Raw genomic sequence first — 26164 nt, 5'->3', positions numbered from 1 at the left:
GACTTCTTGCGTAGCATTGCGACGGTGACTCAAACCCCTGTCGATTCTTCCAGCGTGCCCGGAATATGGTGGTCGGCCGTTGTCCGTGGTTTTACGGACGTCCACACCACAACGGTGCCGTTGCCGGTTCTCCTGGCCATTATCGGCGGCGCGACGCTGCTGAGTCTTCCCCGTCTCACGTGGCGCTGGTTCGGCCTTTATGTCACGTTTGTCCATGAACTCGGCCACGCCTACGCCGCCCTGATGACAGGCCGCTTCGTCCACAGCCTCCGGATCGGACTGGACCACTCCGGCCGGCTCGTCAGCAGTGGACGCAGCGCGTTCGGAGCCGCGTGGTCCGGTTTTTGGGGGTATCCCGCACCTGCCGTTGTGGGGCTGGCCCTGATCGCCGCCTTCTCTGCGGGCCGGGCCGGAGCCGCCATGTCCGTCGGCGCTGTGATCCTCTTGGTCTCCTTGATCTTCCTCCGTAACCTGACAGGCATCCTGGTTGCCGTCATCAGCGCGGGAGTAGCCCAGCTGCTGCTGGTGTTCGCCGACCCCGGGACAGTGAACTACGTCGTGCTTGCCCTCGGCATCGCGCTGTCCGTGGGGGCCGTGCGGGACCTCTTCAAACTGGCCGGGGTGCACACCCGTCACAGGTCGCGGATCCAGTCCTCTGACGCGTGGATCCTGGCCAGAACCACGGGAGCACCGGCGTTTGTCTGGTTGAGCGCCTTTACGGTTGTTATCTCGGCAAGTGTGCTGGTGTCCGGCTGGTTGTTGTGGGGCATGCTGGATTTTGTGCGTCCCTAGTGCTTGCCCTGTGGTCGCTTGAGGGTGTCCAATCCTTGTACATGTCCGAACCGCCTGAGCTCGGACACGAACTTGGCTACCACCCAGGAGGTGCCCATGTCCGCGAAAGGTACGCGCGAAGCGGCCAAAACCACAGTCCAGGGCGGACCCGAGCCCCGCCGGTCCGAGAACGGGACAGCCCTCGCAGCCAGCCAACCCGCCAACGTCCGGAACGTGGCACTCGTGGGACATTCGGGTGCCGGGAAGTCGATGCTCGTTGAAGCGCTCCTCGCGGCAACGGGGGCCATCACACGGATGGGGTCCATCACGGATGGAACCACTGTGAGCGACTCGGACCCGTCCGCTGTCCACCAACAGCGCTCCGTCACGCTCTCCGTAGCGCCGATCCTCGTGGGCGACGTGAAGGTCAACCTGATAGATACCCCCGGCTACACCGACTTCACCGGCGAATTGCGTGCCGGTTTGAGGGCCGCGGACGCGGCCCTTTTTGTTGTCTCGGCCGTGGACGGGATCGACGGCGCGACCGTCGCGCTGTGGGGCGAATGCGAGAAGATCCAGCTTCCCCGGGCCGTGGTCATCAGTCGGCTGGACCACCCACGGGCAGACTTCCACGCCGCCGTCGAACGCAGCCAGGACGCTTTCGGAGAGGCCGTACTGCCGATGTACCTGCCCACTCCTGACGGTGTGGCCGGCGTCCTCGACCCCCCGGGCTCCGCAGACCCGGCGCTTGAGTCCGCGCTCGAAGCTGCCCGTGGGCCGCTCATTGAGGGCATCATCGCCGAAAGTGAGGATGAAACCCTCATGGACCGGTACTTGGGCGGCGAAGAACTCCCTCTGTCGGACCTCATTCAGGATTTGGAGACAGCGGTTTCGCGGGGCCGTTTCTTCCCGGTCATGCCAACCTCGGCCGAAACCGGTCTTGGGTTGCAGGAGCTGATGTCGCTGCTCGTCGATGCCCTGCCGTCGCCCCCGGCGCGTCCCGCGCCGCCGGCCATGAAGCTGGACGGGTCATCCCTGAAACCGCTGAGCTGCGACCCGGACGGGCCGTTGGCTGCGGAAGTGGTGAGGACGACGGTTGATCCGTTCCTCGGCCGGGTTTGCCTCGTGAGGGTGTTTTCCGGAACCCTGCGGGAGGATTCGTCGATCCACATCGGCGGTCGTGGTTTGGCGGACAGGGGCCACGAGGACCACGATTCCGACGAACGCGTCACTCATTTGTACTCGCCCGTGGGTTCCAGCCTCAAAGCTGTTCCTTATTGCATCGCGGGAGATATCTGCGCCATCAGCAAACTGGCCGGAGCTGAGACCGGGGACACGGTGTCGGACCGCGAAAGCCCCTTGCTCATCGAGACGTGGAACATTCCCGAACCGTTGATGCCCATCGCGGTCGAAGGGGCCTCACGCAGCGATGAGGATGCCCTCGCCAAGAACATCGGAAAGATCGCGGCGGCAGACCCCACCCTGAGGGTGGAACGCAACCAGGACACCCACCAATTGATTCTTTGGTGCATGGGCGAGGCCCACGCTGAGGTGGTCCTGGACAGGTTGCGTGCCCAGGGCGTGAAACTCCAGACCGTCGATGTCATCACGCCGTTGCGGGAGACTTTCGCCGGCAACGCATCCGGTCATGGACGCCACGTGAAGCAGTCCGGAGGCCACGGACAATTCGCCATCTGCGACATCGACGTGGAACCGTTGCCGCGCGGTGCGGGGTTCGAGTTCGTGGACAAGATCGTCGGAGGGGTCATCCCCGCCACCTACGTGGCTTCCGTGGAAAAGGGCATTCGGGCCCAGATGCTCAAGGGCGTGGCTGAGGGCTTTCCTGTGGTGGACATCAAGGTGACGCTAACCGGCGGAAAAACCCACAGCGTGGACTCCTCCGATGCCGCCTTCCAGGCAGCCGGCGCGCTGGCCCTTCGGGAAGCGGCAGCAGCCACCAGGATCCAGCTGCTGGAACCCGTTTCCAGTGTGGTGGTGAATGTTCCCGACGAGTACGTGGGCGCGGTCATGAGCGACCTCTCGGGCCGCAGGGGACGCGTGACGGGCACTGACGCAGCTCCCGGCGAGGGCGCCGAGATCAGCGCGGAAGTGCCGGACCAGGAACTTCTCCGCTACGCAGTGGAGTTGAGGGCCCTGACTTCCGGCACCGGACGCTTCCGGCGGTCCTACCTTCGGCATGAACCCGTCCCCAAGTAGGGCAGGCTGGTACTGCCGCCAAGCGCTCAGGGATTGTCCCGCACAAACTGTGCAACGGCGGGTGCCAAGGAAGCCCCGATCTCCTCCGCACTCCGTTTGGCACCCTTGACCGCGAAAGAGTGGTCCCCGCCCTCACACCACTGGAGCGTCGCCGTCGGTCCAATGCGTTCTACTACCGACTCCAACAGCTCAGGCGTTGCAAAGGTATCCCGGGTGCCTTGGAGGAAGAGCATCGGAACAGCGATGCCGTACAGGTGCTCATCGCGCAACTTGTCGGGCTTCCCGGGGGCGTGCAGGGGATAGCCGAGATACACCAGACCGCGCGTTTTCATGCCCTCCGCGACGGCCATGGACGCAATCCGGCCCCCAAAGGACTTTCCGGCCGCCCACAGCGGTTCGCCCTCGGACAGTCCGGCTGCTGCCTCCATTGCCGCGGTCCACGCAGCGATGGCCAGCGGTGGCCGGTCCGGGAACCGCCTGCCGGCTTCGCGATAGGGAAAGTTGAACCGGAGGGTCGCCACGCCTTCATCGGCCATTGCCTCCGAGAAACCCTGCAGGAAGGGATGCTCCATCCCGGCACCCGCTCCATGGGCCACCACCATCGTGGCGAGGGGCTTGGAGGGGCGGATCGAAAGGCCGGAAACTTCGGCGTCGCCGACGTGGATGGACACTGCGCGGGGCGTTAGGGGCATGCATCCATCATGAAGGACGCGTGGCCATATTCCGGCGCATTGCGCGAAATGCCTCCGAGCTGCAGACGCGCACGGCCCGGACACGGTAGCTTGTGGGCATGGCGAGCGAATCCACCACCATCACAGTGCCCGGTCCCGATGGCCCACGGGAGGTGCGGGTTTCAAGCCCGGGCCGGGTGGTGTGGCCGGAAGCGGGTCTCACCAAACTTGATCTTGCGAACTACCTGGTGGCAGTGGGTGAGGCCTTCGTGACCGCCAACGGCAACCGTCCCGTCAGCCTCCAACGGTATTCCGGAACCATCGAAGGCGACATGTTCTTTTCCAAGAACCCGGCCAAGGGTGCCCCGGACTACGTCAGGTCGGTGATGGTGACCTATCCCAGCGGACGGTCGCATCCGCAACTGGTCATCGACGAGCCTGCAGCTGCCGTGTGGGCAGCCCAGATGAACACCGTCGTCTTCCACCCGTGGGCCTCCAAAGCAGATAACCCGGACAACCCCAATCAACTCCGCATTGATTTGGACCCCCAGCCCGGCACGGACTTTGCCGATGCGATCCCGGCGGCGCAGGAACTGCGCAAGGTCCTTGACGAGGCAGGACTGACCGCCTTTATCAAAACGTCCGGCAACCGCGGCCTCCACGTGTACGCACCTATTGAGCCCAAGCACGAGTTCCTCGAAGTCCGCCATGCCGTGATTGCCGCCGGACGCGAGCTGGAGCGCCGCATGCCGGACAAGGTCACTACGGCGTGGTGGAAGGAAGAGCGCGGAACCCGGATCTTCGTGGACTTCAACCAAGCGAACCGGGACCGCACCATTGCCGGGGCTTACAGCCCGAGGGCGGTTCCCCAGGCACAGGTTTCCTGCCCCCTGACGTGGGACGAACTGGAGGATGCCGACCCCGCCAAGTACACCATCCGGACTGTCCCGGAACGGCTGGAGAAGTCAGGGGACCCGTGGGCCACCATGCACGACGCCCCCGGGAACATCGATGTCCTGCTGCAGTGGTGGGAGCGTGACGTCAAGAACGGCCAGGGCGAAATGCCGTTCCCCCCGGAATTCCCCAAGATGCCGGGGGAGCCGATGCGCGTGCAACCCAGCCGGGCCCGCAAGCCGGAGGAGTAGGCGGGGTCGGACAGTGAAACGGGGGCTGACTCCAGCGATAGTTGCGGCACGGCCTGGCCCCCGCCGCTGCGTGGGGGCGCGTCTTTCGGCTGCACTTCTTGGACTCGGCCTGCTGACCGCCTGCACCGGTTGGCCGGATCAGCCGCCGCCTGACGCCCCCTCGCAGGCAACTACTGCAACTGGACCGTCGCCGACCCGGTCAGGTCCGACGTCGGCCCCTCCTGAGGCGTCCTGGTCGCCGGCAGTACCTACTGACGCAATGACAGCATCGGCGGCTTTCCGTGAGTTGCAGTCCAGCATTGAACTTTTCAGCCGTGAGATGATCGCGCTCGGCGCCCCGGCTGTGATCGTGGAGGCGAGGTCCGGGACCCAGGCCTGGAAGCACGCGGCGGGCTTCAGGAACATTGCAACCGACACACCGGCGGGGCCCGATGATCCCATGGTGATGGGCGGGGTTTCCCGGAGCATGCTCGCGGTTTCCGTGCTGAAGCTCGCTGAGGAAGGGCTCCTGGTTCTGGACGCCCCGGCCTCCGCTTATCTCGCGCCTGCGGACATCCCTCCTGGCGGTGCGGCCGCGACCATCCGCGGGTTGCTCGCGGACCCGGACAGCGGGCGTACGGACTTGCTGCTGCGCCGGGTTGTGGAGGTTTTGCGGGGCACTGGGTACTCCGAGGTCCTGGCCCGGGACATCCTCGATCCGCTCGGCCTTCGCACGGTGGCTGTCTACGGTCCTGAACCCATACCGCCCGGGGTGGTGCACGGCTTCGTACAGCTCAATGGGAAAACCGTTGATGTGATGGAGACCGGAGCGCTGGGGTCCCGCGGTGCGCAGTTGTTTGGCACGGTGGGGGACATCAACGCTTTCTACTCGGGCCTCCTCGGCGGCAAGCTCGTGGCACCCTCCAGCCTTATCCTGATGAAAGGGAGCGTCCTGGCAGAGTACGGACTAGGCCTGGACCAGTGGCAGGATCCCTGCACCAACGGAAATTACTACGGCCATGCGGGCGATGTGCCTGGGTACGGAGTGATGTCGCTGAGCAGCGCTGACGCCAACAGGCAGATCACTATCGCCGTGGCGTATCCGCCGGCGCCTTTGGCGGAAGCACCGTCGGCCGTAGCTTTGGAGATCACCAGCCTCGCCCAAGTGGTGCTCAACGCGGGCTGCCGGTTCCGCTTTGGATAACCCGGGGGCTATTCGAAACGCGACGGATCGCCGGTTCCGCGGCGGACAACCTCGGCGAAACCGCTGGAGAAGTCGATGACGGTGGTCGGTTCCGACCCCGTATCGCCGGAATCGATGACTGCATCCACCTCGTTGTCCAGGCGCTCCTTGATTTCCCATCCCTGGGTCAGTGGTTCTTCCTGGTCGGGCAGGAGAAGCGTGCTGGACAGCAGCGGCTCCCCGAGCTCAGCGAGGATGGCCTGAACCACCTTATGGTCCGGAATTCGCACCCCTACCGTCTTCTTCTTGGGATGCAGGAGGCGCTTGGGAACTTCCCGGGTAGCCGGGAGGATGAACGTATAGCTACCGGGGGTGACGGCCTTGATGCTCCGGAAGACGTCATTGTCCAACATGACGAACTGCCCCATTTGCGCAAAGTCCTTGCAGACCAGGGTGAAGTGGTGTTTGTCATCAAGGTGCCGGATGGTGCGGATCCGGTCCAGCGCCTCCCGGTTTCCTATCCGGGCTCCCAAGGCATAGCAGGAATCAGTGGGGTAGGCGATGAGGCCGCCGTTTTGGACCATGTTCACAACCTGGCTGATGGCGCGCGGCTGTGGGTCAACTGGGTGGACGTCAAAGAATCTGGCCATGGAATGAGCCTACGTCAAAGCTAAGACAGAACGTCCTTATTGGAGAATTTCGCGTACGCCAGGGCACCGCAGACCGCCACGTACCCCGCTTGGAGAAGCGCGTTCTCCCCAAAGGAGTTCCAGGACATGGGTTGCCGCAGCAGATCGGCGAAGCCAAGCCAGTGGTGGCTGAACAACCACGGATGCAGCCAATCGAGCTGCGGGAGGTTGTCCAGTACCTGCGAAACCACCGCCAGAACAACCGTGGCGGCCATCGCGCCAACCGGGACATCAGTGAAAGTCGACACCAGGAGGCCGATCGCGGACAGCCCCAGCAGGGAAACCGTAATGTAGGCGGCAATGAGCAGCGTGCGCACCGCGGCCTCTCCCACACCGATGGTGTCACCCGACAGTAGGGTCACCGGACCCACCGGGAAAAGTACGACGCCGGCCAAGGCACCTGACGCGGCCACGATCAACGTCGCTGCGCAGCAAAAGGCAACGGCGCCGGTGTACTTCACCAGCAGTAGCCGGACGCGCCCTGCCGGCGCGATCAGGAGATACCGCAACGTCCCGAGGTTGGCTTCTCCGGCGATGGTGTCTCCCGCTACGACACCTACCGTGAGGGGGAGAAAGAGGGGAACGCACACCACCAAGGCGGTAAAGGCAACGAACAGTCCGTTCTGGCTGACGCGGTCAAGGAAGAGCGGACCCCGACCGGGCGGCACGTCCCTGCTGGAAAGCTTCACGGCCACGGCAATCAGGATCGGCACAGCTGCCAGGGCCAGGAGCATGGCCCACGTCCGCACCCTCCGGAACAACACGGACAGCTCTGAACCCAGGAGTGCCAGCCCCGGACCGCCCGAGGCGCCTGAACCGCCGTCGGGCTGCCTCCGGGTTTCAGCCGACGACATCGAACCCAGCGCCCGTAAGCGCAACATACTGTTCCTCGAGGCTTGCGTTTTCCACCGAGAAACCGCGCACCCTGACGCCGTCCCGGACCAGGGCAGCCGAAATCTCCTCAGGGGCAACGCCGTCCATCCCGGTGGCCATCGCCGTTCCTGCCGACGGCGTGCCGGGCACCAGGCCAAGGCGCGCCAGGACACCGACGGCTTGATCGACGTCGGGCGTCTTTACCGTGACCCGGGACTGTCCGGCAGAGCGCAACTGCTCCAGCGGCCCCTGGGCAACCAGCCGGCCGGCGCTCATGATGCCCACGTGGGTGCACATCTGTTCCACCTCGGACAAGAGATGGCTGGAGACAAAGACCGTGGTCCCGTCGGCCGCGAGGGAGCTCACCAGATGCCGGACCTCCCGGGTTCCTTGTGGATCCAAACCGTTGGTGGGTTCGTCGAGGACCAGCAGTGACCGGTCCCGCAGCAGCGCGTTCGCCAGGCCCAACCGCTGCTTCATGCCCAGCGAATAGGCCCGGACCTTCTTCCGGGCTGCATGTTCCAGGCCAACCCGTTCGAGTGCTGCGGCAACCCGCCTCTTCCGGGTCGCCGTCTCGGCATGCCGGTCGGCAGTATCCAAGCGCAGCAGATTCCCCTCTCCGGACAGGAAAGGATAGAAGCCCGGCCCTTCCACCAACGCCCCAACGTCGGGGAGTACGCTGGCAAGCCCCTGCGGCATGTCCTTGCCCAACACGGTGATGCTGCCTTGGTCGGGTGACACCAGGCCCAACAGCATGCGGATGGTGGTGGTCTTTCCCGAACCGTTCGGGCCAAGAAAGCCAAACACGGAACCGCGGGGAACGGCCAGATCGGTGCCGGCCACGGCGGCTCGTTGGCCGAACCGCTTTACCAATCCTCTGGTCTGAATGGCCAGTGCTGTGCTGTTGCCGCCCCCGGGTTCCGCCATGGAACCGTCCTCAGCCGGCAGCAGTCCCGCGCGCACCGGCAACGTCCTGGAGGCGTTCCAAGGGAACCATTCCGGCGAACACGCGGCCGTCGTCGAGGATCAACACGCTCACAAGGGAGGTAGTCAGGGCACGTCCCCCGGCAACCGGCTGCAGGGCCTGGGCAAGCTGCGGATTGGTCACGAGGCCTTGTGGGGCCGAACCTGCGGGCAGTACCACCACCGAGTCCCAGCCCTGGCCGGAGACTTCTTTGCTTGGGTGGCGTGGCCCTGCCGGGCCCGAACTTTCGGAGGTTTTCGGACGAGGTGCCCACGTTGGTGCTTCCTTTTCCGTCACGGCGGCCTCCTTTACGGTGGCACCGGGCGGGGGAGTGAATGTGAACAACGCAGGGTCCGGAACGCCCGGATCAAAGCTTGAGAAGCTGGCGCTGAAGGCCGGGTCTGCCTGCCCTTTCGCCCGCACTGTCACGCCCAAGGGGAAGCCCGTTTCGGAATCGACGTTGATGGCGATCCTATCCACCAGGGTGTCCGTGCTCCGGGGCACGAGCATCAGGGTGTATGCGCCCCGGCCAGCCACGGTTGCAGGTTCGCCAACGCTCACTTCGGTGTGGTCGTCCATGGTTTCGAGGAACCTGTCCGCGAGTGCTTCGGGGCTGGGGAGGTTCCGCGCGTTGTCGTCAGGCGCTGCGGGGCTGCTGGCGGCCTCCGGACGTGCGGGCAGCGTGGTGTGAACGGCGCTGTTGTCCGCCGAGCTGTAGAACCAGGCCTCCGTGCCGTTGACCACCACGTCGCGCTCAGCCATCCGGTCCAGGACTTGCAGGCGTGCTTTCGAAGGACCGGCCACGTAGATGCGGGCCTCGTGCGAACCCGTGAGGAATTCGAAGAGGGAAGGCTCTCCCTGGCCTCCGCCGGGTGCGCCTACGTTCAGGTCCGGCAGTCCCAGCTTGGAACTCTGCAACACCGTGCCCGAGAACGCGCGGACCTCGGTCCGGGCGATCATGGCCACGATTTCCTCCGCTGACTTGGGCGGCAGGGTGGGAGTTGCGCCGGCTTGCACCGTGCCCACCAACACCGCAGCAAGGAGGGCAAGTGGAATCAGCAAGGCGGGCAGCCACCGCTGCTTTGCCCGCGCCATTGCTACCGACCACCGCTAGTGAAAGGCATGCATCCAGATTACTCCGGATACCGGCACTAAGTACCCAGTAGACCTTCGGCCAGCGTCACTGCTCCCTGGACAGGGGAGCGATCCAGGATCCGTACCGCGGAAGGATCGTCCAGGGAGAGCTTGCGTGCCACTGCATCGGCCAGTTGCCTCTGATTAACCAGGAGTCCACCTGCCATCACCAGCGGCAAGTCCAAGCCAAGTTCCCCGAGGACCTGGCGTGCCATGCTGGCCAGCGAGTGCGCCGCTTCGGCCTGGATACGCAGGGCCGCGGGGTCCCCGGATACTGCCAGGTCCAGAACCAGTGGTGCCATCGACGCCCAGTAATCCGGTTCAGGTTTGGCGTAGAAGTGGTCCATCAACTGGAGCGCGTCTGCGCTCTGTGTTGCAGTCAGCACCGCCTGTACCAGGGGACCTGGTTCCAGTCCGGCGTAATGCTCGCGCAATGCCTCGCGGACTGCGTCCCGGACCACCGAATAGCCCCCGCCCTCATCGCCCAACAGGTAGCCGTAGCCGCCGCTGCGGGCTTCCCTTCCCTCCCGGTTCCGGCCCCAGGCAACCGAGCCCGTACCGGCCACCAGGACCGCCCCTGCGTCGAGGCCTGCTGCTGCGAGGATGATGCGGGTGTCATGGACGACGTCGATCACGGCGCCGGGAAAGTGCTCGGCGAGCAGGGCGGACAGCACGGCCCTGCTGGCTGGAGTATCGGCTCCCGCTGCTCCGGCGCAGACGGCCCGGACATCCTTTCCGACGGCGGCGGCTATCCGGCGTAGGACCGCGTCCACGCCGTGGTGGCCCACGGAGGACAGGTTGGCGCTGGTTTCGGTGATCTCCGGGGCGTCCGGTTCACTCCGGGACGGCCCCGCGCTCCCGGGCTCGTGCCGTAGCGCGTGTGTCCTGGAACCACCTATGTGGAGCCCCAGTACTGCCGGGCTCACAGTATTACCCCAAAGGTGGGAGGGGACTGCCGGGCGGGGTGCTGCAGGGAGAAAGGCAAGGGCAATCCTTCCGATCGGGCCGCGGGGCGGGGAGCTGGGGCGGTACACCAACGCTGGTGCACCGCCAATGCGGCATGAATCTGGTCATGTGACGCTGACACCCACGAGGTTACCGACGAATTCGGCACTCGGCACGGCGTAGAGCTCCACAATCTTGGAGAACAGCCCGGCGGCATCGATCCCCGGCCAATCATCGGGCAGGAAAGAGGCGGGCAATCCGGGATCCAGGTACGGGATGATCCGCCAACGGTCGATGCTCCTGACATAGGTGGCGAAGGCCTCACCCGAAGGCCCGGCGCCCGCCGAGCCTTCGGGTGAGGCGACTGCGGAGGAATGCTCCCTGATGAAATCGCGGTGCAGCTGTGCCAGTGCATCCAGGTCCCACCACTTCGCGGCAGTTTCTTTCAGCCCTCCTCCCGGCAAGGGAGGCTGCGTCACGAAGATCGTGGCCATGCTGCGCAGTTGAAGATCAGCCAGGATTTCTTCCACTTCACCGCGGAGCGTGTCCGGACAAATCCAAAGTCCGGCTGCAACTGTCCCGCACCCTATCCAATACAGCCTGCGGCGGAGTTGGTGGCGCTTGTCCCGTTCAGTTTCAGGTATCGAGAAGGACACCAGGCACCAAGGATCGGTCGGGGCCATGGTCCGTGGCGTGAAGATTCTCCTGTCACCACGGGCCAGCATGGACGCGGCACCGGGGGTGAGGGTGAATCCCGCCAGGCCGGAGCGGGTGTCCGGAACCAAGACACCTTTCTTCCGGAGGCGCCCGAGGGCCGTCCGGGTGACCGTCCCTGACGTACCCAACGCTTCCATCAAGGCAACGATGTCCTTGGTGGCCATCCAACCGCCCGCCTCGCGCATGTACAAGCCGACGACGGTCCGCAGCAGTGACGTAGTACTCCCGGGGCGGGAGTCCATATCGTCAAGGACAGCGCTCACTGCAGTTCCAGGAGGACATCACGGATTGCCGTGATTCCAAGCTCCACTTCCGCGTAGCTGGTGCTCAGCGGCGAGAGCCCGATCCGCAGGCCGTGCGGCGGGCGGAAGTCGGGGATTACCCCGCGTTCCCAGAGCTTCGCAGTGACGTCCGCAAAGAGTGGATGGTCCACCGTGACGTGCGAACCACGCTCGGCAGGGTCCCGGGGGCTGGCGATGGCAACGCCCAGGGGCACCAGCATTTCATCGGCGAGGTTCATGGCATGTTCGGTGAGCTTAGTGGACTTCTCCCGAACAGCATCCATGCCCACGGAGGCGATGAGCTGCACCATGTCCTTGAGGGGCTGCATGGCAAGTACCGGGGGAGTGCCTGTGATGAAGCGGCGGATGCCCTGTGCAGGCTGGTAGGCGTCAGTCATGCCGAAGGGATCGGCAGCCCCCATCCACCCCCAGATCGGTTGTTGGAGGATATCTTGGCAGGCGCTATTCACATAGGCGAACGCAGGAGAACCCGGACCGCCGTTGAGGTACTTGTACGTGCAGCCCACGGCGAGGTCGACGTTCCAGGCGTCCAGTTCCATGGGCACCGAACCCACCGAATGGCACAGGTCCCACAGCATCAGGGCCCCGGCATCGTGCACCTTGGCCGTGATCGCCTTGACGTCTGCAAGGAACCCGGAGCGGTAGGCCACATGGCTCAGAACCACGACGGCGGTCCGCTCGCCCAGCAGCCCGTCGAGGTCGTGCGGACGAACCCCCGCGGCCGGGTTCGCGGCAATCCACCTGATGCTGGCGCCGCGTTCCTTGGCGATACCCTCGATGATGAAACGATCGGTGGGAAAGTTATCCCGGTCAATGATGATTTCGTCCCTGCCTGGCTGTGAATCAACAGCGGCGCGAATCAGTTTGTACAGCATCACCGATGTCGAGTCCCCAACAGTTACCTGTCCTGCGGCGGCACCCAGTGTCACCTCGCCGATGCGGTCGCCGACCCGCGTTGGTTCGTCCATCCACTGCTCGTCCCAGCCGCGGATCAGCCGGCTGCCCCACGCGTCCTGCACGAATGACTGCAGCGAGGCCACTGTGATGTCCAGCGGCCTGCCCAGCGAGTTTCCGTCCAGGTACGCGGTGAGTTGGCCGTCGTCGGGCGTGTAGAAAGCGGCCCGCTGTGCGGCGAGCGGATCAGCGGCGTCGAGTTGCGCCGAGGTGGGCCGAAGGGTTTGGTGTGCGGTGGTCATGGGTTCTCCTGCGGAGGTGGGTAGGGGGCTGCGCGTAGGGAGGCTGTGGCGTCCGGAAATGGAGCCGCTGTCAGGAACGGTTCAACTGCCGATCTCCGTCCGGACGGCATAAAGCTCCGGGAAGAACGTCAGGTCCAGTGCACGTTTGAGGAAGTCGACCCCTGACGATCCACCGGTACCCACCTTGAAGCCGATGGTCCGCTGCACGGTGCGGAGGTGACGGAATCGCCACGCCTGGAAGTTGTCCTCCACGTCCACCAGGTCCTCGCAGGCTTCGTACAAACCCCAGGGTGTGTCATCGGATTCATAGATCTTTTGGAACACCGGCACCAGTTCCTTGTGGAAGACCCACGGTTCCGAGGTGTCGCGGTGCAGCACGTCGGCAGGGATGTCGTAGCCGGCGCGGGCAAGGACAGCCAGGAAAGAGTCGTAAAGGGTGGGCTCGGACAAGAGCGTACTCAGCAGCGCGTGGGCTTCGGGGTCGCTTTCAAAAACCCGAAGCATGCCGCGGTTCTTGTTGCCCAACAGGAATTCCACGCCGCGGTATTGATAGGACTGGAAACCGGAGGAGTTGCCCAGGAAACCGCGGAACTGCGCATATTCCCGGGGCGTCAGTGTCCCCAGTACAGACCATTGTTCGGTCATGGTCCGTTGGATCGCCTTGACCCGGGCGATGCACTTCAAGGCCTTTCCGAGGTTGTCCTGGTCGAACAAGCGGCGCGCTTCAAGGAGTTCGTGAAGAATCAGCTTGAGCCACAGCTCGCTGGTCTGGTGCTGGATGATGAACAGCAGTTCGTCATGGTGTTCGGGCTTGCTCACCGGGTGCTGGGAGCTGAGCAGCCGGTCAAGGTCCAGGTAGCTGCCGTAGGACATGGCATGCCGGAAATCGGTATGGACGGTGTCCTCGATGGGACGTATGTTCCGTGAACCCGGGGATTCGGAAGCAGGGGCGGCCGATTGCGCGGCGGGGTTTTCCATGCATCCAGAATATCACTGAGTTGACGAGCGTCAAGGAAATGATTTGCGCCGGTCCTCCTGCCGGCTGTGCCGTAGGCTGACCTTAACCTTTGGGGAAGGGAGAACGCGGATGGCATCGTCCGTCAGGCCGGTATCCATCTACTTGGACGTCGACGGCGTGGTGAACCCGTTCAGCCCTGTCGGCACCACCGACTGGGGCGGTGACTGGTGCATCGCGGACGCCGGCATCCTGGAGGTCGCCTTCGCGCCGGAAGTCGTCGAGGCCCTGAACGACCTGGCCGCCCACCCTGCCGCGCGCTTCGTGTGGCTCACCACGTGGGAGCGGCTTGCCCCGGAGTTCCTCTGTCCGGCCATAGGTTTGAAGGGGCAGGACTGGCCCGTGCTGTCCAGCCAAGGCTGGGACGAAGGCCCCGAATGGTGGAAGCTTACTGCCCTGCAGAAGGATCTCGCGTCTTCGGGCTCGGACCGGTTCGTGTGGCTTGACGATCAACTGGGCCGGGACGCGGACGCACAATCCTGGGCCGACTACCAGGAAGACCGCGTGTTGTGTATCTCACCGGATCCCCGCCAGGGCCTGTCGCGCAGCCACCTTGCTGCCGTCAGGGCCTTCCTGGGCTGATCACGCCGGGGCGCACGTTTGGCCGGAGGGTGGCTGGCACGTAGGATTCTTAAGGTTTCAGCCCGCACGATGAAGCCGGCAAGTCCAGCCAGTTGAACAGCTGCTGAACTATGCTGTGCTTGGCAGGTATGGGGAAGTGAAACTGCTGAACGTCGACTCTGCAGATTGGGCAACAGGTGGAAATCACCTTCATGGTCGCGCTTGTCATAGCGTTGGCCCTCTTCTTTGACTTCACCAACGGGTTTCACGACACAGCCAATGCGATGGCAACTCCCATTGCTACGGGGGCGATCAAACCCAAGACTGCGGTAGCGCTGGCCGCCGTGCTGAACCTGGTGGGCGCGTTCCTCTCCACGGAGGTGGCAAAGACCATTTCCGGGGGCCTGATCCGGGAAGGCGCCGACGGTATCCATATCACTCCGGACATCATCTTTGCCGGGCTCATGGGCGCCGTCCTCTGGAACATGATCACCTGGCTCAAGGGCCTTCCATCAAGTTCCTCGCACGCCCTGTTCGGTGGTTTGATCGGTGCGGCAGTGGCGGGTATCGGCCTCCACTCCATTAACTTCGAAACAGTGCTTTTGAAGGTGATCCTTCCCGCCCTCTTCGCTCCGCTGATCGCAGGAGCCGTGGCCTACATCTGTACCAGGCTCGCCTACGCGCTGACCTCGCGGCACGATCCCGAAACCGGGGACAAGCTGACCCAGAAGCGTGGGGGCTTCAGGACCGGCCAGATCTTCACATCGAGCCTCGTGGCCTTGGCCCACGGAACCAACGACGCACAGAAGACCATGGGCATCATCACCCTCGTACTCATCGCCGCCGGCACCCAGACTCCCGGCTCCGGCCCACAGTTCTGGGTCATCGCAGCCTGTGCGTTCGCCATTGCCATTGGTACGTACGCCGGCGGTTGGCGCATCATCCGCACCATGGGCTCGGGCCTGACGGAAGTAAAGCCCGCCCAGGGATTCTCGGCCGAAACCAGCACCGCGACGGCCATTCTTGCCTCCTCGCACCTCGGCTTCGCACTCTCCACCACGCAGGTGGCCTCCGGCTCGGTCATCGGCTCCGGCCTGGGACGCAAAGGCACCTCGGTCCGTTGGGGTACCGCTGGCAAGATCGCCTTGGGCTGGCTCTTCACTTTGCCGGCATCCGCGATCGTCGGTGGGCTGACGGCGCTTCTGGTCAATACCGGCGTCGTTGGCCTGGTCATTGCGGCCGTCGTAGGCACCGCCGCCATTCTCTTCATGTTCGTGGTCTCCCGCAGGGAGCACGTCGGCCACCACAACGCCGTCGAGGTGGATGAAGCCGGCCACGCGGTTGTGTTCCGCAAGAAGAAAAAGTCCAAGTCCAACAAGAACAAAGGTGCACAGCGATGAAGTGGTTGGAATTGCTGCTGGTTGCCGGGGTGACACTCGTGTCCGCGGTGACGGTCGTGGTCCTCTACTCGCTGGGTGTCCGGCTGACCGCGATAGCAGGCGACGTACAGCAGAAGTCGCCGGCACTCTTCAAAAGCCTTGCCTACGTTTGCTTCGGCATCTGCGGGCTGGCTGTGCTGTTCGGGATCTACCTGATCGTTCCTTACTTCGGAAAGTAGCCCGCTCTCTGGCAGTAAAGCCCATTCGGGAGAATAATCGGCAGTGAAATTACATCACTGCACCCTGGTGATCCGGCAGATGCGGGGCTGTCATGAAGAGCCGATCCCTAAGCCACCTCATCGGACTGGCCTTGGCGCCGGTCCTGATGCTGGGCCTTTCTGCCTGCCTTCCCCCCGGTTCCGACTTCAACAGCCCCTCACCCAACCCGGCGCCGGAACCAACCTCTGCTGCGGCAACCGCCCAGCCTCCCGCCGTCGAACCTACAGCGGCGCAGCCCGCCGGCCCGGCCGGTCCCGCGGCCCCGCAAGCTGAGGCGCCGGTGGTCCGCTGGGTGCCGGTCGGACCGGTCGGACCCAATGACCCGACGGCGGGACAGCGTTACCTGCTGCTGCAGCAGTTCCAGTGCGACGCCCTGGCTGAAAGCGTCCGGCCGGACAGCGTCCAAGGGGCGGCAGACGTGACTGTCTGGCAAGCGGCAGCGGCCGTATGCCGCGCAGTGCAGAGCGGTTCCGAGCAGGATTGGCTTCAAGCGTCAGTGGCGGTCGCGGCGACTCCGCGCATCCCGCAGACGCAGTGCCTGGAGTCCACGGTTGCAGCAACATCCGCCGCAGTCATTGCGCAGCACCGGGCCAGCCCGGGCCTGCCCATCAAGGCCACCTCGCCTCCCGGCGAGGCGTGCCCGCGCCACCTTAGCGGCCTGACAGTAGTGAACGAGGACCTGACGGCGGTGCCGGGCCAACTCCGGGCCTCCGGACCACGTTCGGGCGGCACAATCGTGCGGCTGGACGGCTACTACGTCCGCGTAGGCGACATCCTCTTTGACGGAGAACCCGCCTTCCCGGAAATTGTGTCCGGTGGAGGCGACTACCAGACGATGTACCTCAGGATTCCTCCGGCCAACGGGCGGGACACCCTCCGGATTTCCATCACTGACACAGTGGATATCAGTGGAACAGTGACCTTCTACTATGAGGACACCGCGCCCTCGTCACCTCCGCCTTCCACCGGGCCAAGCCAAACGCCGTCGCCCCAGCCGGGTGGGACGCAACCGGGCGGGACACAGCCCGGCGGGACACAACCGGCCCCTTCGCCCAGTACCGCTCCCAGTGAAGCGTCACCCACGGCGTTGCCGTGAGCGGACAAACGGCGGCAGGAGCTCCGGAGGAGGACGATCGCAGCCTCGTCAACACCCGGTGGCAGCGGACCCTGGACGTTTTGTCCGTGATTGGTCCGCCCTTGACGGTGGCCACGGCACTGCTGGTCTATTTCGGCTGGGCACGTACCGACGCGCAGGCAAAGGCAATGGGCCTCGACGTCAGCCTCTTTGGCTACACCGTGCAGGATTTCATTCTTCGGAGCATCCAGTCGCTCTTCCAGCCCTTGGCATGGCTCGCGGTGATCGGCTTGCTGTGGCTGATGCTGGACCGGGCTGTTTCCCGGCTTCTGGACGCCTCAAGGCACAGGACGCTGTTGCACCGCACAGCGCTGGTGGTCTTGGTGCTGGGATTCGCGTTTGCTGCCGTGATGTGGGTGGTCGTTGTTACCCAGCCGGGCCGGACTTTGCTGTACGTGCCGTTCCTGATTGCTGCAGGCCTGATAGTCGGGGCCTGGGGCCTGAGTGTCCGACGGCGTGCAGCGGCTCCTGCCGTCCGCACACTGCGGGTCACGCCACGCGCCTTGGAACGGTCCCTCGTTTTTGTCCTTGTCACCCTCCTGCTGTTCTGGGGCACCTCCGACTACGCCCAGGCACTGGGCCGCGGCGCCGCCTTCGACTACCAGGAGCGCTCCGGGCTTTTGCCCACCGCAGTGGTCTACAGCAAAGAGCGCCTGGGCGTCACTGCACCCAACGTCCGTGAGGAGTCAGCTGGAACGGATGCGGCTCCGCTGTACCGCTATTCCGGCTTGCGGCTGCTCGTGGTCAGCGGTGGGCGGATCTTCCTGCTCAACGATCGGTGGACCCTGGCCCAAGGCCGCGTGGTGGTGCTGAGGGACGACGGGAGCGTGCGGGTGGAATACGGCAACGCAAGCGCGGACTGAATTGTCGGTGGGTTTTGGCTAGTCTGGGGCCATGTCGATCTTCCAGTACTACGTGGCGTCCACCATTGACGGCTTCATCGCTTCCCCGGATGACGATCTGGGCTGGTTGCTCCAATTCGACAAGGTGGAAGGTGTAAGCGGAAGCTATGAGTCCTTCTTCTCCGGCGTCGGGTGCATTGCGATGGGTGGGGACACCTACCGATGGCTCATGGCGCACGAGGCCGGGAAGTGGCCTTACCCGAACATCCCGTGCTGGGTTTTTACCCATCACGAATATTCCGCCCCGGCAGGCGCCGACGTGACATTCGTCCGTGGCGACGTCCGCGAATTCGCCCCGGACCTGTTGGCGGATGCCGGGGACAAGAACGTGTGGCTGGTCGGCGGCGGGGACCTGGTAGCCCAATTTGCCAACGCGGGGCTGCTGGACGAGATGATCGTCACGATCATTCCGGTGGTGCTGGGAGCGGGTAAGCGGCTGCTGCCGCTTAACGGCCCGACGGCGCCGCTGGAGTTGGTCTCATCGAAGATCCTTGGCGGGGCCGCGGCCGAACTGCACTACAGGATGCCGGAAAAGAGGATGCCGGAAAAGCGCGACTGACGCCTTGCCGGCACTTTGCCCGCCGGCTCCGCCCGACAAGCGGTCAGTGACGGTTATCGCGGATCATGTTGGTGATCCGCGCGGTGGAGAGCCTCCGACCCTGCTCGTCAGTGATCACAATCTCGTGCGTTGCCAGCGTGCCGCCAAGGTGGATTGCCGTGCAGGTTCCCGTGACGGTTCCGGCAGCAATGGAGCGGTGATGGGTTGCGCTGAGCTCGATGCCCACTGCATGGCGGCCTGGACCTGCGTGAACGGATGCCGCGAAGGAACCCAAGGTCTCGGCGAGGACTGCGTGCGCCCCGCCATGAAGGATGCCGGCTACCTGGGTGTTGCCCTCCACCGGCATGGTGGCGACGCTGCGTTCGGCGCCCAGTTCGCTGAAGCGGATGCCCATTTTGACCACCAGTGCGCCCACGCCGCCGGCCGATAGCCACTCGTGGAATTCTTCCGGTACGCCTGCTTGCCTGAGCTCATCCACAAACTGGTTCGGCGTGAAATTGTCCATCATGCCAACTAGGCTGGCACCTGTGAGTGAAACAACCAAACCGGACCAGGTTCCAACGGCCCAAGCTTCTGCCATCGCCACGGCAGCCCCCTCTTCCGCATCCCGAGCGAACATCACGGGGGAGGAGCGGCCCAGGCTGCTGGTCCTGGATGGCCACTCCATGGCCTTCCGCGCCTTCTACGCGCTCCCTGCGGAGAACTTCTCCACCGCCCGGGGGCAGCACACCAACGCAGTCCACGGATTCACGTCCATGCTGATCAACCTCATCAAGGACCAGAAGCCCACGCACGTGGCAGTGGCGTTCGATGTCTCCGACGACACCACGTTCCGGAAGGCCGAATACAGCGAATACAAGGGTGGACGCAACGCCACACCGCCCGAATTCCAAGGCCAGATCGGCCTCATCGCCCGGGTGATGGAAGCATGGGGAATCAAGACCATAGCCCTGCCCGGCTACGAAGCCGACGACATCCTCGCAACCCTCGCCGCCCAGGCCGACACCGAGGGTTTCGAGGTGCTCCTGGTCTCCGGAGACCGGGATTCCTTCCAGTTGATCAATGACAACGTCTTCGTGCTTTATCCCAAGCAGGGAGTCAGCAACATTCCCAAACTCGATGCTGCAGCCATCGAGGAAAAGTACTTCGTCAAACCGGCTTTCTACTCTGACCTCGCCGCGCTGGTGGGCGAATCCGCGGACAACCTTCCGGGCGTGCCCGGCGTCGGCCCCAAGACGGCGGCAAAATGGATCAACCTCTACGGCGGCCTGGAGGGAATCCTCGAGAACCTCGATTCCATCGGCGGCAAGGTTGGCGGCGCCCTCAAGGAGAACGTCGAGAACGTCAAGCGCAACCGCAGGCTCAACCAGTTGCTCACGGATCTGGAACTGCCCGTATCACTGGCGGACCTCCATGAGCCGCGCCCGGACCGGCAAGCCATTGAGGAGCTGTTCGAGGAACTCGAGTTCCGCACGCTCCGCACCCGCCTTTTCGACCTCTACGGCGACGACACCGCAGGTGCAGCGCCGGACACCATCGAGGCTCCCGAATTCAACACGCTCACCGACGCGGCCGCTTTGGAAGAGTTCTTTGCGGCCGGATCGGGTGTCCGCTCCGCCCTCGCAATCCAGCAGATTCCGGGCCGCATCGGCGAGGACGCTGCTGCGGTTGCCGTAGTCCGCAACAACGGTGCCGCCTTCATCGAGCTGACCTCCTTGGACGCCGCCGCCGAATCAGTGCTTGCAACGTGGCTGCAGGACCCTGAGGAAGCCAAGGTGGTCCACGAGTTCAAAGCCGCGCTGAAAGCACTGCACAACAGGGGACTGGGACTGGAGGGAGTGGTGGATGACACCTCCATCTCCGGCTACCTCATCCAGCCGGACCGCCGCAGCTACGATCTCGCCGAGCTGGCCCAGGTCCACCTGAAGATCACCCTAGGCCCCGTGGCTGCGCCTTCCGGCCAACTGGAGCTGGACCTCGCCGGCGACCAGGCTGCCGCCGCAGCGCTGGTCCAGCATGCCGCCGTCGTGCATGCCCTCAGCAAGCACTTCGAGAAGGAACTTGCCGAGCGGAAGGCCGATGCCCTCCTGACCACGCTGGAACTTCCCGTGGCCCGCGTCCTGGCGCAGATGGAGCTCACCGGCATCTACGTCTCCATGGACCGGATGAATGAGCAGCTCGCCGATCTCACCAAGGTGATCGAGAACGCCCAGGAACAGGCCTTCGCGGCGATCGGACATGAAGTCAACCTTGGTTCGCCCAAGCAGCTGCAAACAGTCCTGTTCGAGGAACTCGGGCTGCCCAAGACCAAGAAGATCAAGTCGGGGTACACCACCGATGCCGCTTCGCTGAAGGCCCTGTTGGAGAAGACCGGGCACGAATTCCTGGTCCAGCTCATGGCGCACCGTGAATCGTCCAAGCTCGCCCAGATGGTGGAGACGCTGAAGAAGTCCGTGGCGGAGGATGGCAGGATCCACACCACCTATGCCCAGAACATCGCAGCAACGGGCCGCATCTCCTCCAACAACCCCAATCTGCAGAACATCCCTGTCCGCAGCGAAGAAGGCCGGCGCGTGCGCAGCATCTTCGTTGTCAGCGACGGCTACGAATGCCTGCTGTCCGCCGACTACTCCCAGATTGAGATGCGCATCATGGCGCATTTGTCCGGGGACGAAGCTTTGATCCAGGCGTACCGGGACGGCGAGGACCTGCACCGCTTTGTCGGTTCACGAATCTTCAACGTGGCTCCTGCGGAAGTCACGAGCGCCATGCGTTCCAAGGTCAAGGCGATGTCCTACGGGCTTGCCTACGGACTCACTTCCTTTGGCTTGTCCAAGCAACTGGAGATTTCCGTGGACGAGGCCCGGACCCTCATGAAGGACTACTTCGACCGCTTCGGCGGTGTCCGCGATTACCTGAGGGGCGTTGTGGACCAGGCCCGCGTGGACGGCTACACGGCAACCATCGAGGGTCGGCGGCGCTACCTTCCGGACCTGACAAGCACCAACCGTCAGGCCCGCGAAGCGGCCGAACGCATTGCCTTGAACTCTCCAATCCAGGGGTCGGCAGCAGACATCATCAAGCGGGCAATGCTCGGCGTGGCCGCGGAACTCGCCGGCCAGGGCCTGAAGTCGCGCATGCTGCTGCAGGTTCATGACGAGCTGGTGCTGGAAGTTGCCCCCGGCGAACGGGAAGCCGTGGAGAAGCTCGTAGCCGAGCAGATGGGCGCGGCGGCGGATCTGTCGGTTCCCCTTGATGTCCAGATCGGCATCGGTGCCAGCTGGTACGAGGCAGGCCACTAAGCACGTCCCACCAAGAGGTCCGGCCAAGGGGCGCGCCGCCGGAAGGCTGGCGCGCCCCTTCGGCTCTGGCTAGGCTCGGGTGCGTGGCTGATCCCAAGGAAGAAAAACCAGGAAAATACACCGTCCACCAATTCGCTGCCGCCACGCAGGGCAGCGCCGATTTCGACCGTAGCGCCGCATGGGTGCAGGCGGTCTCCCACGGGTTCCACCAAAACCGGCGGGACGAAGACTACATCCGGAAAACGCTGGCGGCCTACAAGGCGGACCAGCGCACCCTGACAGGCGTTTACGTCAACGGCGACGTGCCCCCGCATTCCCTCGCCGCAGACGTCCCTGTCGCCACGTATGCCACCATGCGGAAGCCACTGAACATCGGCTTTGGCAGGCAACTGGAGGCAAGCCTGGTAACGGCCGTCACCGTCCGGGGAACCCACCGGCGCCAAGGCATCCTGCGCGGAATGATCACCGCGGACCTGGAAGCCGCAAAGGACGACGGCATCGCGATCGCAGCCCTGACCGCTTCCGAAGGCAGCATCTACGGACGCTTCGGTTTCGGCGTGGCCACCTACGAGCGGAACATCACGGTGGATTCCGGCGCCCGCTTCCGGCTTCGGGGCAGCATGACGGGGACGGTGGAGGTTGCTGATCCTGCTGTCCTGCTGGAGCTTGCTCCGCAAATTTTCGACCGTGTGCAGCGTGCCACGCCGGGGTCCATCGGGCGCCAGGAGTATTACCGCCTCCTGGCGTCGGGCTCCATCGGGCATGACGGCAAACCGGACACCGCTGTGCGGTGCGCCCTCCACTACGGTGCCGACGGCGCTCCTGACGGCTACGTCTCCTACCGTTTCAAGGGCTGGGACACCAAGCCCTACACCATGGAAATCGTGGATCTCGTCGCCGGCAGTGACGCGGCCTACCTTGACCTGTGGCGCTTCCTGGGGAGCATCGACCTTGTTGATGTGCTGATGTGGGCGGAAGCACCGGTCCATGATCCTTTGGCATGGGCCATGGAGGATCCCCGCTGCCTGGTGGACTCCGATGTCCGTGACATGCTGTGGCTGCGCATCTTGGACGTGCCCGCCGCGTTGTCGGCGCGGCAGTACGCAGCGGCGGACAAGCTCGTCCTGCGGGTTGCGGATGCACTCGGACATGCGCACGGTACCTGGGAGCTTGATTCCGACGGCGAACCGGCGGCAACCGTACGCAAGGTCACCGCACGTGAGGCGGACCTCGAACTGGACGTGGCCGACCTGGCTTCGATCTACCTCGGCGCCGTTTCACCTGTCACGCTGGCTGCGGCCGGCCGCGTCAAGGAACTGAGCCCCAAGGCAGCTTTCCGGGCCCAGCAGTTGTTCGCGGTTGAACGGCCGGCGCACTGCCTGACGCACTTCTAGGGGAAGCGCACACGTCCTTTTGACCCTGCTTTGCAGAATCAACTACAATAAACGGGCGTGTACTACGTGCGCGCAGCCATTTTGTAACAATCCACAAATCAGGATGACCCGGCACTTTGCCGTGTTCTGCCGTCCGGAGCCGGGCGGCAGCGGTTTGCCTGACCGACATACTATCCACAACGGAGCCCCTACTACATGACCATCACCTCCACCGAGAAGCCCGGTGCCCCCGTCGTCGCGATCAACGACATCGGCACCGCTGAGGACTTCCTCGCAGCAGTCGACGCCACCATCAAGTACTTCAACGACGGAGACCTCGTCGAAGGTACTGTCGTCAAGGTCGACCGCGACGAAGTCCTGCTCGACATCGGTTACAAGACCGAAGGTGTCATCCCTTCCCGCGAGCTTTCCATCAAGCACGACGTTGACCCCGGCGAAGTTGTCGCCGTTGGCGATCAGGTCGAAGCCCTGGTTCTCACCAAGGAAGACAAAGAAGGCCGTCTGATCCTCTCCAAGAAGCGCGCACAGTACGAGCGCGCCTGGGGCGACATCGAGAAGGTCAAGGAAGAAGACGGTGTCGTTACCGGTACCGTCATCGAGGTTGTCAAGGGTGGCCTCATCCTGGACATCGGACTGCGCGGCTTCCTGCCGGCATCCCTCGTCGAGATGCGTCGCGTCCGCGACCTCGCTCCGTACATCGGTCAGCAGATCGAAGCCAAGATCATCGAGCTGGACAAGAACCGCAACAACGTTGTTCTTTCCCGCCGTGCATGGCTCGAGCAGACCCAGTCCGAGGTCCGCTCCACGTTCCTCAACAAGCTGGAAAAGGGCCAGGTTCGTCCGGGCGTCGTTTCCTCCATCGTCAACTTCGGTGCCTTCGTGGACCTTGGCGGCGTAGACGGCCTCGTCCACGTTTCCGAGCTCTCCTGGAAGCACATCGACCACCCGTCCGAGGTTGTCGAGGTTGGCCAGGAAGTTACCGTCGAGGTCCTCGAAGTGGATCTGGACCGCGAGCGTGTCTCCCTGTCGCTCAAGGCTACGCAGGAAGATCCGTGGCAGACCTTCGCCCGCACCCACGCCCTCGGCCAGGTTGTTCCGGGTAAGGTCACCAAGCTGGTTCCGTTCGGTGCGTTCGTTCGCGTCGAAGACGGCATCGAAGGCCTCGTGCACATCTCCGAGCTGGCTGTCCGCCACGTGGAGCTCGCCGAGCAGGTTGTCTCCGTTGGCGACGAACTGTTCGTCAAGGTCATCGACATCGACCTCGAGCGTCGCCGCATCTCCCTCTCCCTCAAGCAGGCCAACGAGGGCGTTGACGCTGACAGCACCGAGTTCGATCCCGCTCTGTACGGCATGGCCGCAGAGTACGACGAAGAGGGCAACTACAAGTACCCCGAGGGCTTCGACCCCGAGTCGAACGAATGGCTCGAGGGTTACGAAGCACAGCGCGCAGCCTGGGAGCAGCAGTACGCTGACGCCCAGACCCGCTGGGAAGCACACAAGAAGCAGGTTGCACAGCACGCTGCTGACGACGCCGCTGCTGCAACGTCCGGCGAAGGCGACTCCGGCGCTACCAGCTACTCCTCGGAGCCGGCTGCTGCCGAGTCCAACGCAGGCACGCTGGCTTCCGACGAGGCCCTCGCTGCACTGCGCGAGAAGCTCACCGGCAACTAATTCCGCCCGCCCTTCGGGGTTGAGCTGAATAGCCCAAGAAGGACCCCCACCGCATTCGGTGGGGGTCCTTCTGCGTCCGGACGGTGGTGCGGCACAACGGCCGTTCCGCACCGGCGGGCAGGCAGGAACCTAGCGGGGAACGTCAACCCATTCAGTTCCCTGCGGATTCAGCACCGAGGCACCCGCCGTCAAGGCCGCAACCCGGTCCTGGGCTTCTTCCAGTACGGCGGGCTCGTCAGGCAGGGCAACCCTGAGTACGGCCTGCCGGGCTTCGTACAGCGTTTCCGCCATGACGAAGCCCCCGCTGCGAAGTTCGTTTTCCAGTCGTCCGGCGTCCGCGTGCGGCACGCCGATGTCACAGAGGCGCAGGCGTTTCCGTTCCACCAAGGGAGCAAGGTCCAGGGCTTTGGAAACCGATTCGGAATAGGCCCTGACCAAGCCGCCCGCTCCCAGCAGGATTCCACCGAAATAACGCACGACGACGGCACTGACGTCGCTCAGGTCGGTGACCCCGTCCGCCGTCTCGCGCTTGATGAGCGCCTCAAGCATGGGAATTCCGGCCGTGCCGGAGGGCTCACCGTCATCAGACGACCGTTGGATCATACGGTCCGGGCCGATGACGAAGGCGGAGCAATGGTGCCGGGCATCGTGGAATTCCCGGCGGAGATCGGCCACCAGGGACCGGGCAGTGTCCTCATCCGGCGAACGGCGGAGCACCGTAATGAAACGGGAGCGGCGGATCTCGAGTTCGTGGCGGAAATCGGACCCGGCCGCCAGGGTTGTGTAGCTGGTTGCTCGGCTGTCGTCCTGGGTTTCCACCGCTTCAGTCTAGTGTGGAGGGGTGCTGAAGATCGGGTTGACGGGCGGTATCGCCTCAGGGAAGTCGTTGGTGGCGTCGCGGTTGCGCGAATTGGGAGCAGTACTCATCGACGCCGATGTCCTCGCGCGGCAAGTGGTGGAACCCGGCACGCCCGGCCTGGCCCAGGTGGCCGACGCCTTCGGTCCGGACGTGATCCGGAGCGACGGCACCCTTGACCGCCCCGCGCTGGGCGCGATTGTGTTCCAGGACCCGTCCAGGCGGGAGGTGCTCAACGGCATCATCCACCCCTTGGTCCGTGCCGCCGCAGCCGAGATGCTGGCCGGCGTGACCCAGGGGGGCATCGTGGTGCAGGACATCCCCC

25 protein-coding genes are annotated in these 26164 nt (G+C 64.3%); 14 read left to right on the top strand and 11 right to left on the bottom strand.

Going from position 1 to position 26164, the window contains the following annotated elements; translation table 11 throughout:
* Positions 1-24 precede the first annotated feature (24 nt).
* Together AUR_RS00475 and AUR_RS00470 are read left to right on the top strand one after the other, a co-directional pair.
* Positions 25-792: a M50 family metallopeptidase gene (locus tag AUR_RS00475; RefSeq protein ID WP_241650827.1), complete on the top strand. Its 768-nt coding sequence runs from the start codon at positions 25-27 to the stop codon at positions 790-792.
* A 96-nt stretch (positions 793-888) separates the two neighbouring features.
* The gene (locus AUR_RS00470; RefSeq protein ID WP_062096822.1) at positions 889-2988 is read left to right on the top strand and encodes an elongation factor G-like protein EF-G2; all 2100 of its coding nucleotides are present in this window, start codon (positions 889-891) and stop codon (positions 2986-2988) included.
* Positions 2989-3014: 26 nt separating this feature from the next.
* Here AUR_RS00470 and AUR_RS00465 read toward each other — a convergent pair whose 3' ends face one another.
* Positions 3015-3680 (bottom strand): alpha/beta hydrolase family protein, encoded by a 666-nt coding sequence (locus AUR_RS00465; protein WP_062096823.1) that lies wholly within the window; start codon positions 3678-3680, stop codon positions 3015-3017.
* 98 nt (positions 3681-3778) lie between these two features.
* On the opposite strand from AUR_RS00465, the gene ligD reads away from it, so the two are divergent.
* The gene (gene ligD, locus AUR_RS00460; RefSeq protein ID WP_062099183.1) at positions 3779-4804 is read left to right on the top strand and encodes a non-homologous end-joining DNA ligase; all 1026 of its coding nucleotides are present in this window, start codon (positions 3779-3781) and stop codon (positions 4802-4804) included.
* A gap of 259 nt (positions 4805-5063) precedes the next feature.
* A complete protein-coding gene (locus AUR_RS00455) occupies positions 5064-5987 on the top strand; it encodes a serine hydrolase domain-containing protein (RefSeq protein WP_062096824.1) in 924 nt (307 codons plus the stop codon).
* A gap of 8 nt (positions 5988-5995) precedes the next feature.
* Here AUR_RS00455 and AUR_RS00450 read toward each other — a convergent pair whose 3' ends face one another.
* The 8 genes from AUR_RS00450 to kynA all read right to left on the bottom strand — a co-directional run bounded on the left by AUR_RS00450 (position 5996) and on the right by kynA (position 13764).
* Positions 5996-6616 (bottom strand): L-threonylcarbamoyladenylate synthase, encoded by a 621-nt coding sequence (locus AUR_RS00450; RefSeq protein WP_021470371.1) that lies wholly within the window; start codon positions 6614-6616, stop codon positions 5996-5998.
* A gap of 20 nt (positions 6617-6636) precedes the next feature.
* Positions 6637-7509, bottom strand: a complete 873-nt coding sequence (locus AUR_RS00445) for an ABC transporter permease (protein ID WP_062096825.1) — start codon at positions 7507-7509, stop codon at positions 6637-6639.
* Positions 7496-8455 (bottom strand): ABC transporter ATP-binding protein, encoded by a 960-nt coding sequence (locus AUR_RS00440; RefSeq protein ID WP_062099185.1) that lies wholly within the window; start codon positions 8453-8455, stop codon positions 7496-7498. The genes AUR_RS00445 and AUR_RS00440 overlap by 14 nt, the downstream gene beginning before the upstream one ends.
* Before the next feature lie 10 nt (positions 8456-8465).
* Positions 8466-9587 (bottom strand): LolA family protein, encoded by a 1122-nt coding sequence (locus AUR_RS00435; RefSeq protein ID WP_062096826.1) that lies wholly within the window; start codon positions 9585-9587, stop codon positions 8466-8468.
* Between the two features lie 56 nt (positions 9588-9643).
* Entirely contained in the window at positions 9644-10552 is a 909-nt protein-coding gene (locus tag AUR_RS00430; protein ID WP_031215919.1) for an N-acetylglucosamine kinase, read from the bottom strand.
* 144 nt (positions 10553-10696) lie between these two features.
* Positions 10697-11551: a PaaX family transcriptional regulator gene (locus AUR_RS00425; RefSeq protein ID WP_128397016.1), complete on the bottom strand. Its 855-nt coding sequence runs from the start codon at positions 11549-11551 to the stop codon at positions 10697-10699.
* On the bottom strand, positions 11548-12786 hold the full coding sequence (locus tag AUR_RS00420; RefSeq protein WP_062096827.1) for a kynureninase: 1239 nt from the start codon (positions 12784-12786) through the stop codon (positions 11548-11550). The genes AUR_RS00425 and AUR_RS00420 overlap by 4 nt, the downstream gene beginning before the upstream one ends.
* Before the next feature lie 81 nt (positions 12787-12867).
* On the bottom strand, positions 12868-13764 hold the full coding sequence (gene kynA, locus AUR_RS00415) for a tryptophan 2,3-dioxygenase (RefSeq protein WP_021470378.1): 897 nt from the start codon (positions 13762-13764) through the stop codon (positions 12868-12870).
* Between the two features lie 109 nt (positions 13765-13873).
* Here kynA and AUR_RS00410 point away from each other — a divergent pair, with 109 nt between their 5' ends.
* The 6 genes from AUR_RS00410 (at position 13874) to AUR_RS00385 (ending at position 18616) form a co-directional block, all read left to right on the top strand.
* A complete protein-coding gene (locus AUR_RS00410; protein ID WP_021470379.1) occupies positions 13874-14383 on the top strand; it encodes an HAD domain-containing protein in 510 nt (169 codons plus the stop codon).
* Positions 14384-14559: 176 nt separating this feature from the next.
* Positions 14560-15762 carry an inorganic phosphate transporter gene (locus tag AUR_RS00405; protein ID WP_021470380.1) on the top strand — a complete coding sequence of 401 codons (1203 nt, stop codon included), beginning with the start codon at positions 14560-14562 and terminating at the stop codon, positions 15760-15762.
* The gene (locus tag AUR_RS00400) at positions 15759-15980 is read left to right on the top strand and encodes a hypothetical protein (protein ID WP_021470381.1); all 222 of its coding nucleotides are present in this window, start codon (positions 15759-15761) and stop codon (positions 15978-15980) included. Before AUR_RS00405 ends, AUR_RS00400 begins: the two co-directional genes overlap by 4 nt.
* A gap of 92 nt (positions 15981-16072) precedes the next feature.
* Positions 16073-17116 carry a hypothetical protein gene (locus AUR_RS00395; protein WP_062159994.1) on the top strand — a complete coding sequence of 348 codons (1044 nt, stop codon included), beginning with the start codon at positions 16073-16075 and terminating at the stop codon, positions 17114-17116.
* Entirely contained in the window at positions 17113-18018 is a 906-nt protein-coding gene (locus AUR_RS00390) for a hypothetical protein (RefSeq protein ID WP_021470383.1), read from the top strand. Before AUR_RS00395 ends, AUR_RS00390 begins: the two co-directional genes overlap by 4 nt.
* A 31-nt stretch (positions 18019-18049) precedes the next feature.
* Entirely contained in the window at positions 18050-18616 is a 567-nt protein-coding gene (locus tag AUR_RS00385; RefSeq protein ID WP_062096830.1) for a dihydrofolate reductase family protein, read from the top strand.
* A gap of 43 nt (positions 18617-18659) precedes the next feature.
* On the opposite strand, the gene AUR_RS00380 is transcribed toward AUR_RS00385, so the two are convergent.
* Positions 18660-19124, bottom strand: coding sequence for a hotdog fold thioesterase (locus AUR_RS00380; protein ID WP_031215923.1), 465 nt, complete (start codon positions 19122-19124; stop codon positions 18660-18662).
* 157 nt (positions 19125-19281) lie between these two features.
* On the opposite strand from AUR_RS00380, the gene polA reads away from it, so the two are divergent.
* The 3 genes from polA (at position 19282) to rpsA (ending at position 24983) form a co-directional block, all read left to right on the top strand.
* Complete coding sequence (gene polA / locus AUR_RS00375) at positions 19282-21918, top strand: DNA polymerase I (RefSeq protein ID WP_241650833.1); 2637 nt, start codon at positions 19282-19284, stop codon at positions 21916-21918.
* 83 nt (positions 21919-22001) lie between these two features.
* On the top strand, positions 22002-23312 hold the full coding sequence (locus tag AUR_RS00370; protein ID WP_021470387.1) for a GNAT family N-acetyltransferase: 1311 nt from the start codon (positions 22002-22004) through the stop codon (positions 23310-23312).
* A 195-nt stretch (positions 23313-23507) separates the two neighbouring features.
* The gene (gene rpsA / locus AUR_RS00365; protein ID WP_021470388.1) at positions 23508-24983 is read left to right on the top strand and encodes a 30S ribosomal protein S1; all 1476 of its coding nucleotides are present in this window, start codon (positions 23508-23510) and stop codon (positions 24981-24983) included.
* Positions 24984-25112: 129 nt separating this feature from the next.
* Here the strand turns inward: rpsA and AUR_RS00360 are convergent, their stop codons facing one another.
* Complete coding sequence (locus AUR_RS00360) at positions 25113-25802, bottom strand: IMPACT family protein (RefSeq protein WP_062096833.1); 690 nt, start codon at positions 25800-25802, stop codon at positions 25113-25115.
* Between the two features lie 22 nt (positions 25803-25824).
* Here AUR_RS00360 and coaE point away from each other — a divergent pair.
* A partial coding sequence (gene coaE, locus AUR_RS00355) for a dephospho-CoA kinase (protein ID WP_128397015.1) occupies positions 25825-26164 on the top strand: 340 nt, incomplete at its 3' end.

Origin of the sequence: Paenarthrobacter ureafaciens (assembly GCF_004028095.1) — a bacterium.
Classification (GTDB): domain Bacteria; phylum Actinomycetota; class Actinomycetes; order Actinomycetales; family Micrococcaceae; genus Arthrobacter; species Arthrobacter ureafaciens.
The sequence above is the reverse complement of the archived record's forward strand: the minus strand, read 5'-3'. Positions and strand labels throughout refer to the sequence as shown.

Excerpts from the sequence above, each read along its gene's own strand:
- AUR_RS00470 (WP_062096822.1), top strand. The coding sequence starts at position 889 with ATGTCCGCGAAAGGTACGCGCGAAGCGGCCAAAACCACAGTCCAGGGC.
- AUR_RS00465 (WP_062096823.1), bottom strand. The coding sequence starts at position 3,680 with ATGCCCCTAACGCCCCGCGCAGTGTCCATCCACGTCGGCGACGCCGAA.
- ligD (WP_062099183.1), top strand. The coding sequence starts at position 3,779 with ATGGCGAGCGAATCCACCACCATCACAGTGCCCGGTCCCGATGGCCCA.
- AUR_RS00455 (WP_062096824.1), top strand. The coding sequence starts at position 5,064 with ATGACAGCATCGGCGGCTTTCCGTGAGTTGCAGTCCAGCATTGAACTT.
- AUR_RS00450 (WP_021470371.1), bottom strand. The coding sequence starts at position 6,616 with ATGGCCAGATTCTTTGACGTCCACCCAGTTGACCCACAGCCGCGCGCC.
- AUR_RS00445 (WP_062096825.1), bottom strand. The coding sequence starts at position 7,509 with ATGTCGTCGGCTGAAACCCGGAGGCAGCCCGACGGCGGTTCAGGCGCC.
- AUR_RS00440 (WP_062099185.1), bottom strand. The coding sequence starts at position 8,455 with ATGGCGGAACCCGGGGGCGGCAACAGCACAGCACTGGCCATTCAGACC.
- AUR_RS00435 (WP_062096826.1), bottom strand. The coding sequence starts at position 9,587 with ATGGCGCGGGCAAAGCAGCGGTGGCTGCCCGCCTTGCTGATTCCACTT.
- AUR_RS00420 (WP_062096827.1), bottom strand. The coding sequence starts at position 12,786 with ATGACCACCGCACACCAAACCCTTCGGCCCACCTCGGCGCAACTCGAC.
- kynA (WP_021470378.1), bottom strand. The coding sequence starts at position 13,764 with ATGGAAAACCCCGCCGCGCAATCGGCCGCCCCTGCTTCCGAATCCCCG.
- AUR_RS00410 (WP_021470379.1), top strand. The coding sequence starts at position 13,874 with ATGGCATCGTCCGTCAGGCCGGTATCCATCTACTTGGACGTCGACGGC.
- AUR_RS00400 (WP_021470381.1), top strand. The coding sequence starts at position 15,759 with ATGAAGTGGTTGGAATTGCTGCTGGTTGCCGGGGTGACACTCGTGTCC.
- AUR_RS00395 (WP_062159994.1), top strand. The coding sequence starts at position 16,073 with ATGAAGAGCCGATCCCTAAGCCACCTCATCGGACTGGCCTTGGCGCCG.
- AUR_RS00385 (WP_062096830.1), top strand. The coding sequence starts at position 18,050 with ATGTCGATCTTCCAGTACTACGTGGCGTCCACCATTGACGGCTTCATC.
- AUR_RS00380 (WP_031215923.1), bottom strand. The coding sequence starts at position 19,124 with ATGATGGACAATTTCACGCCGAACCAGTTTGTGGATGAGCTCAGGCAA.
- polA (WP_241650833.1), top strand. The coding sequence starts at position 19,282 with ATGGCCTTCCGCGCCTTCTACGCGCTCCCTGCGGAGAACTTCTCCACC.
- rpsA (WP_021470388.1), top strand. The coding sequence starts at position 23,508 with ATGACCATCACCTCCACCGAGAAGCCCGGTGCCCCCGTCGTCGCGATC.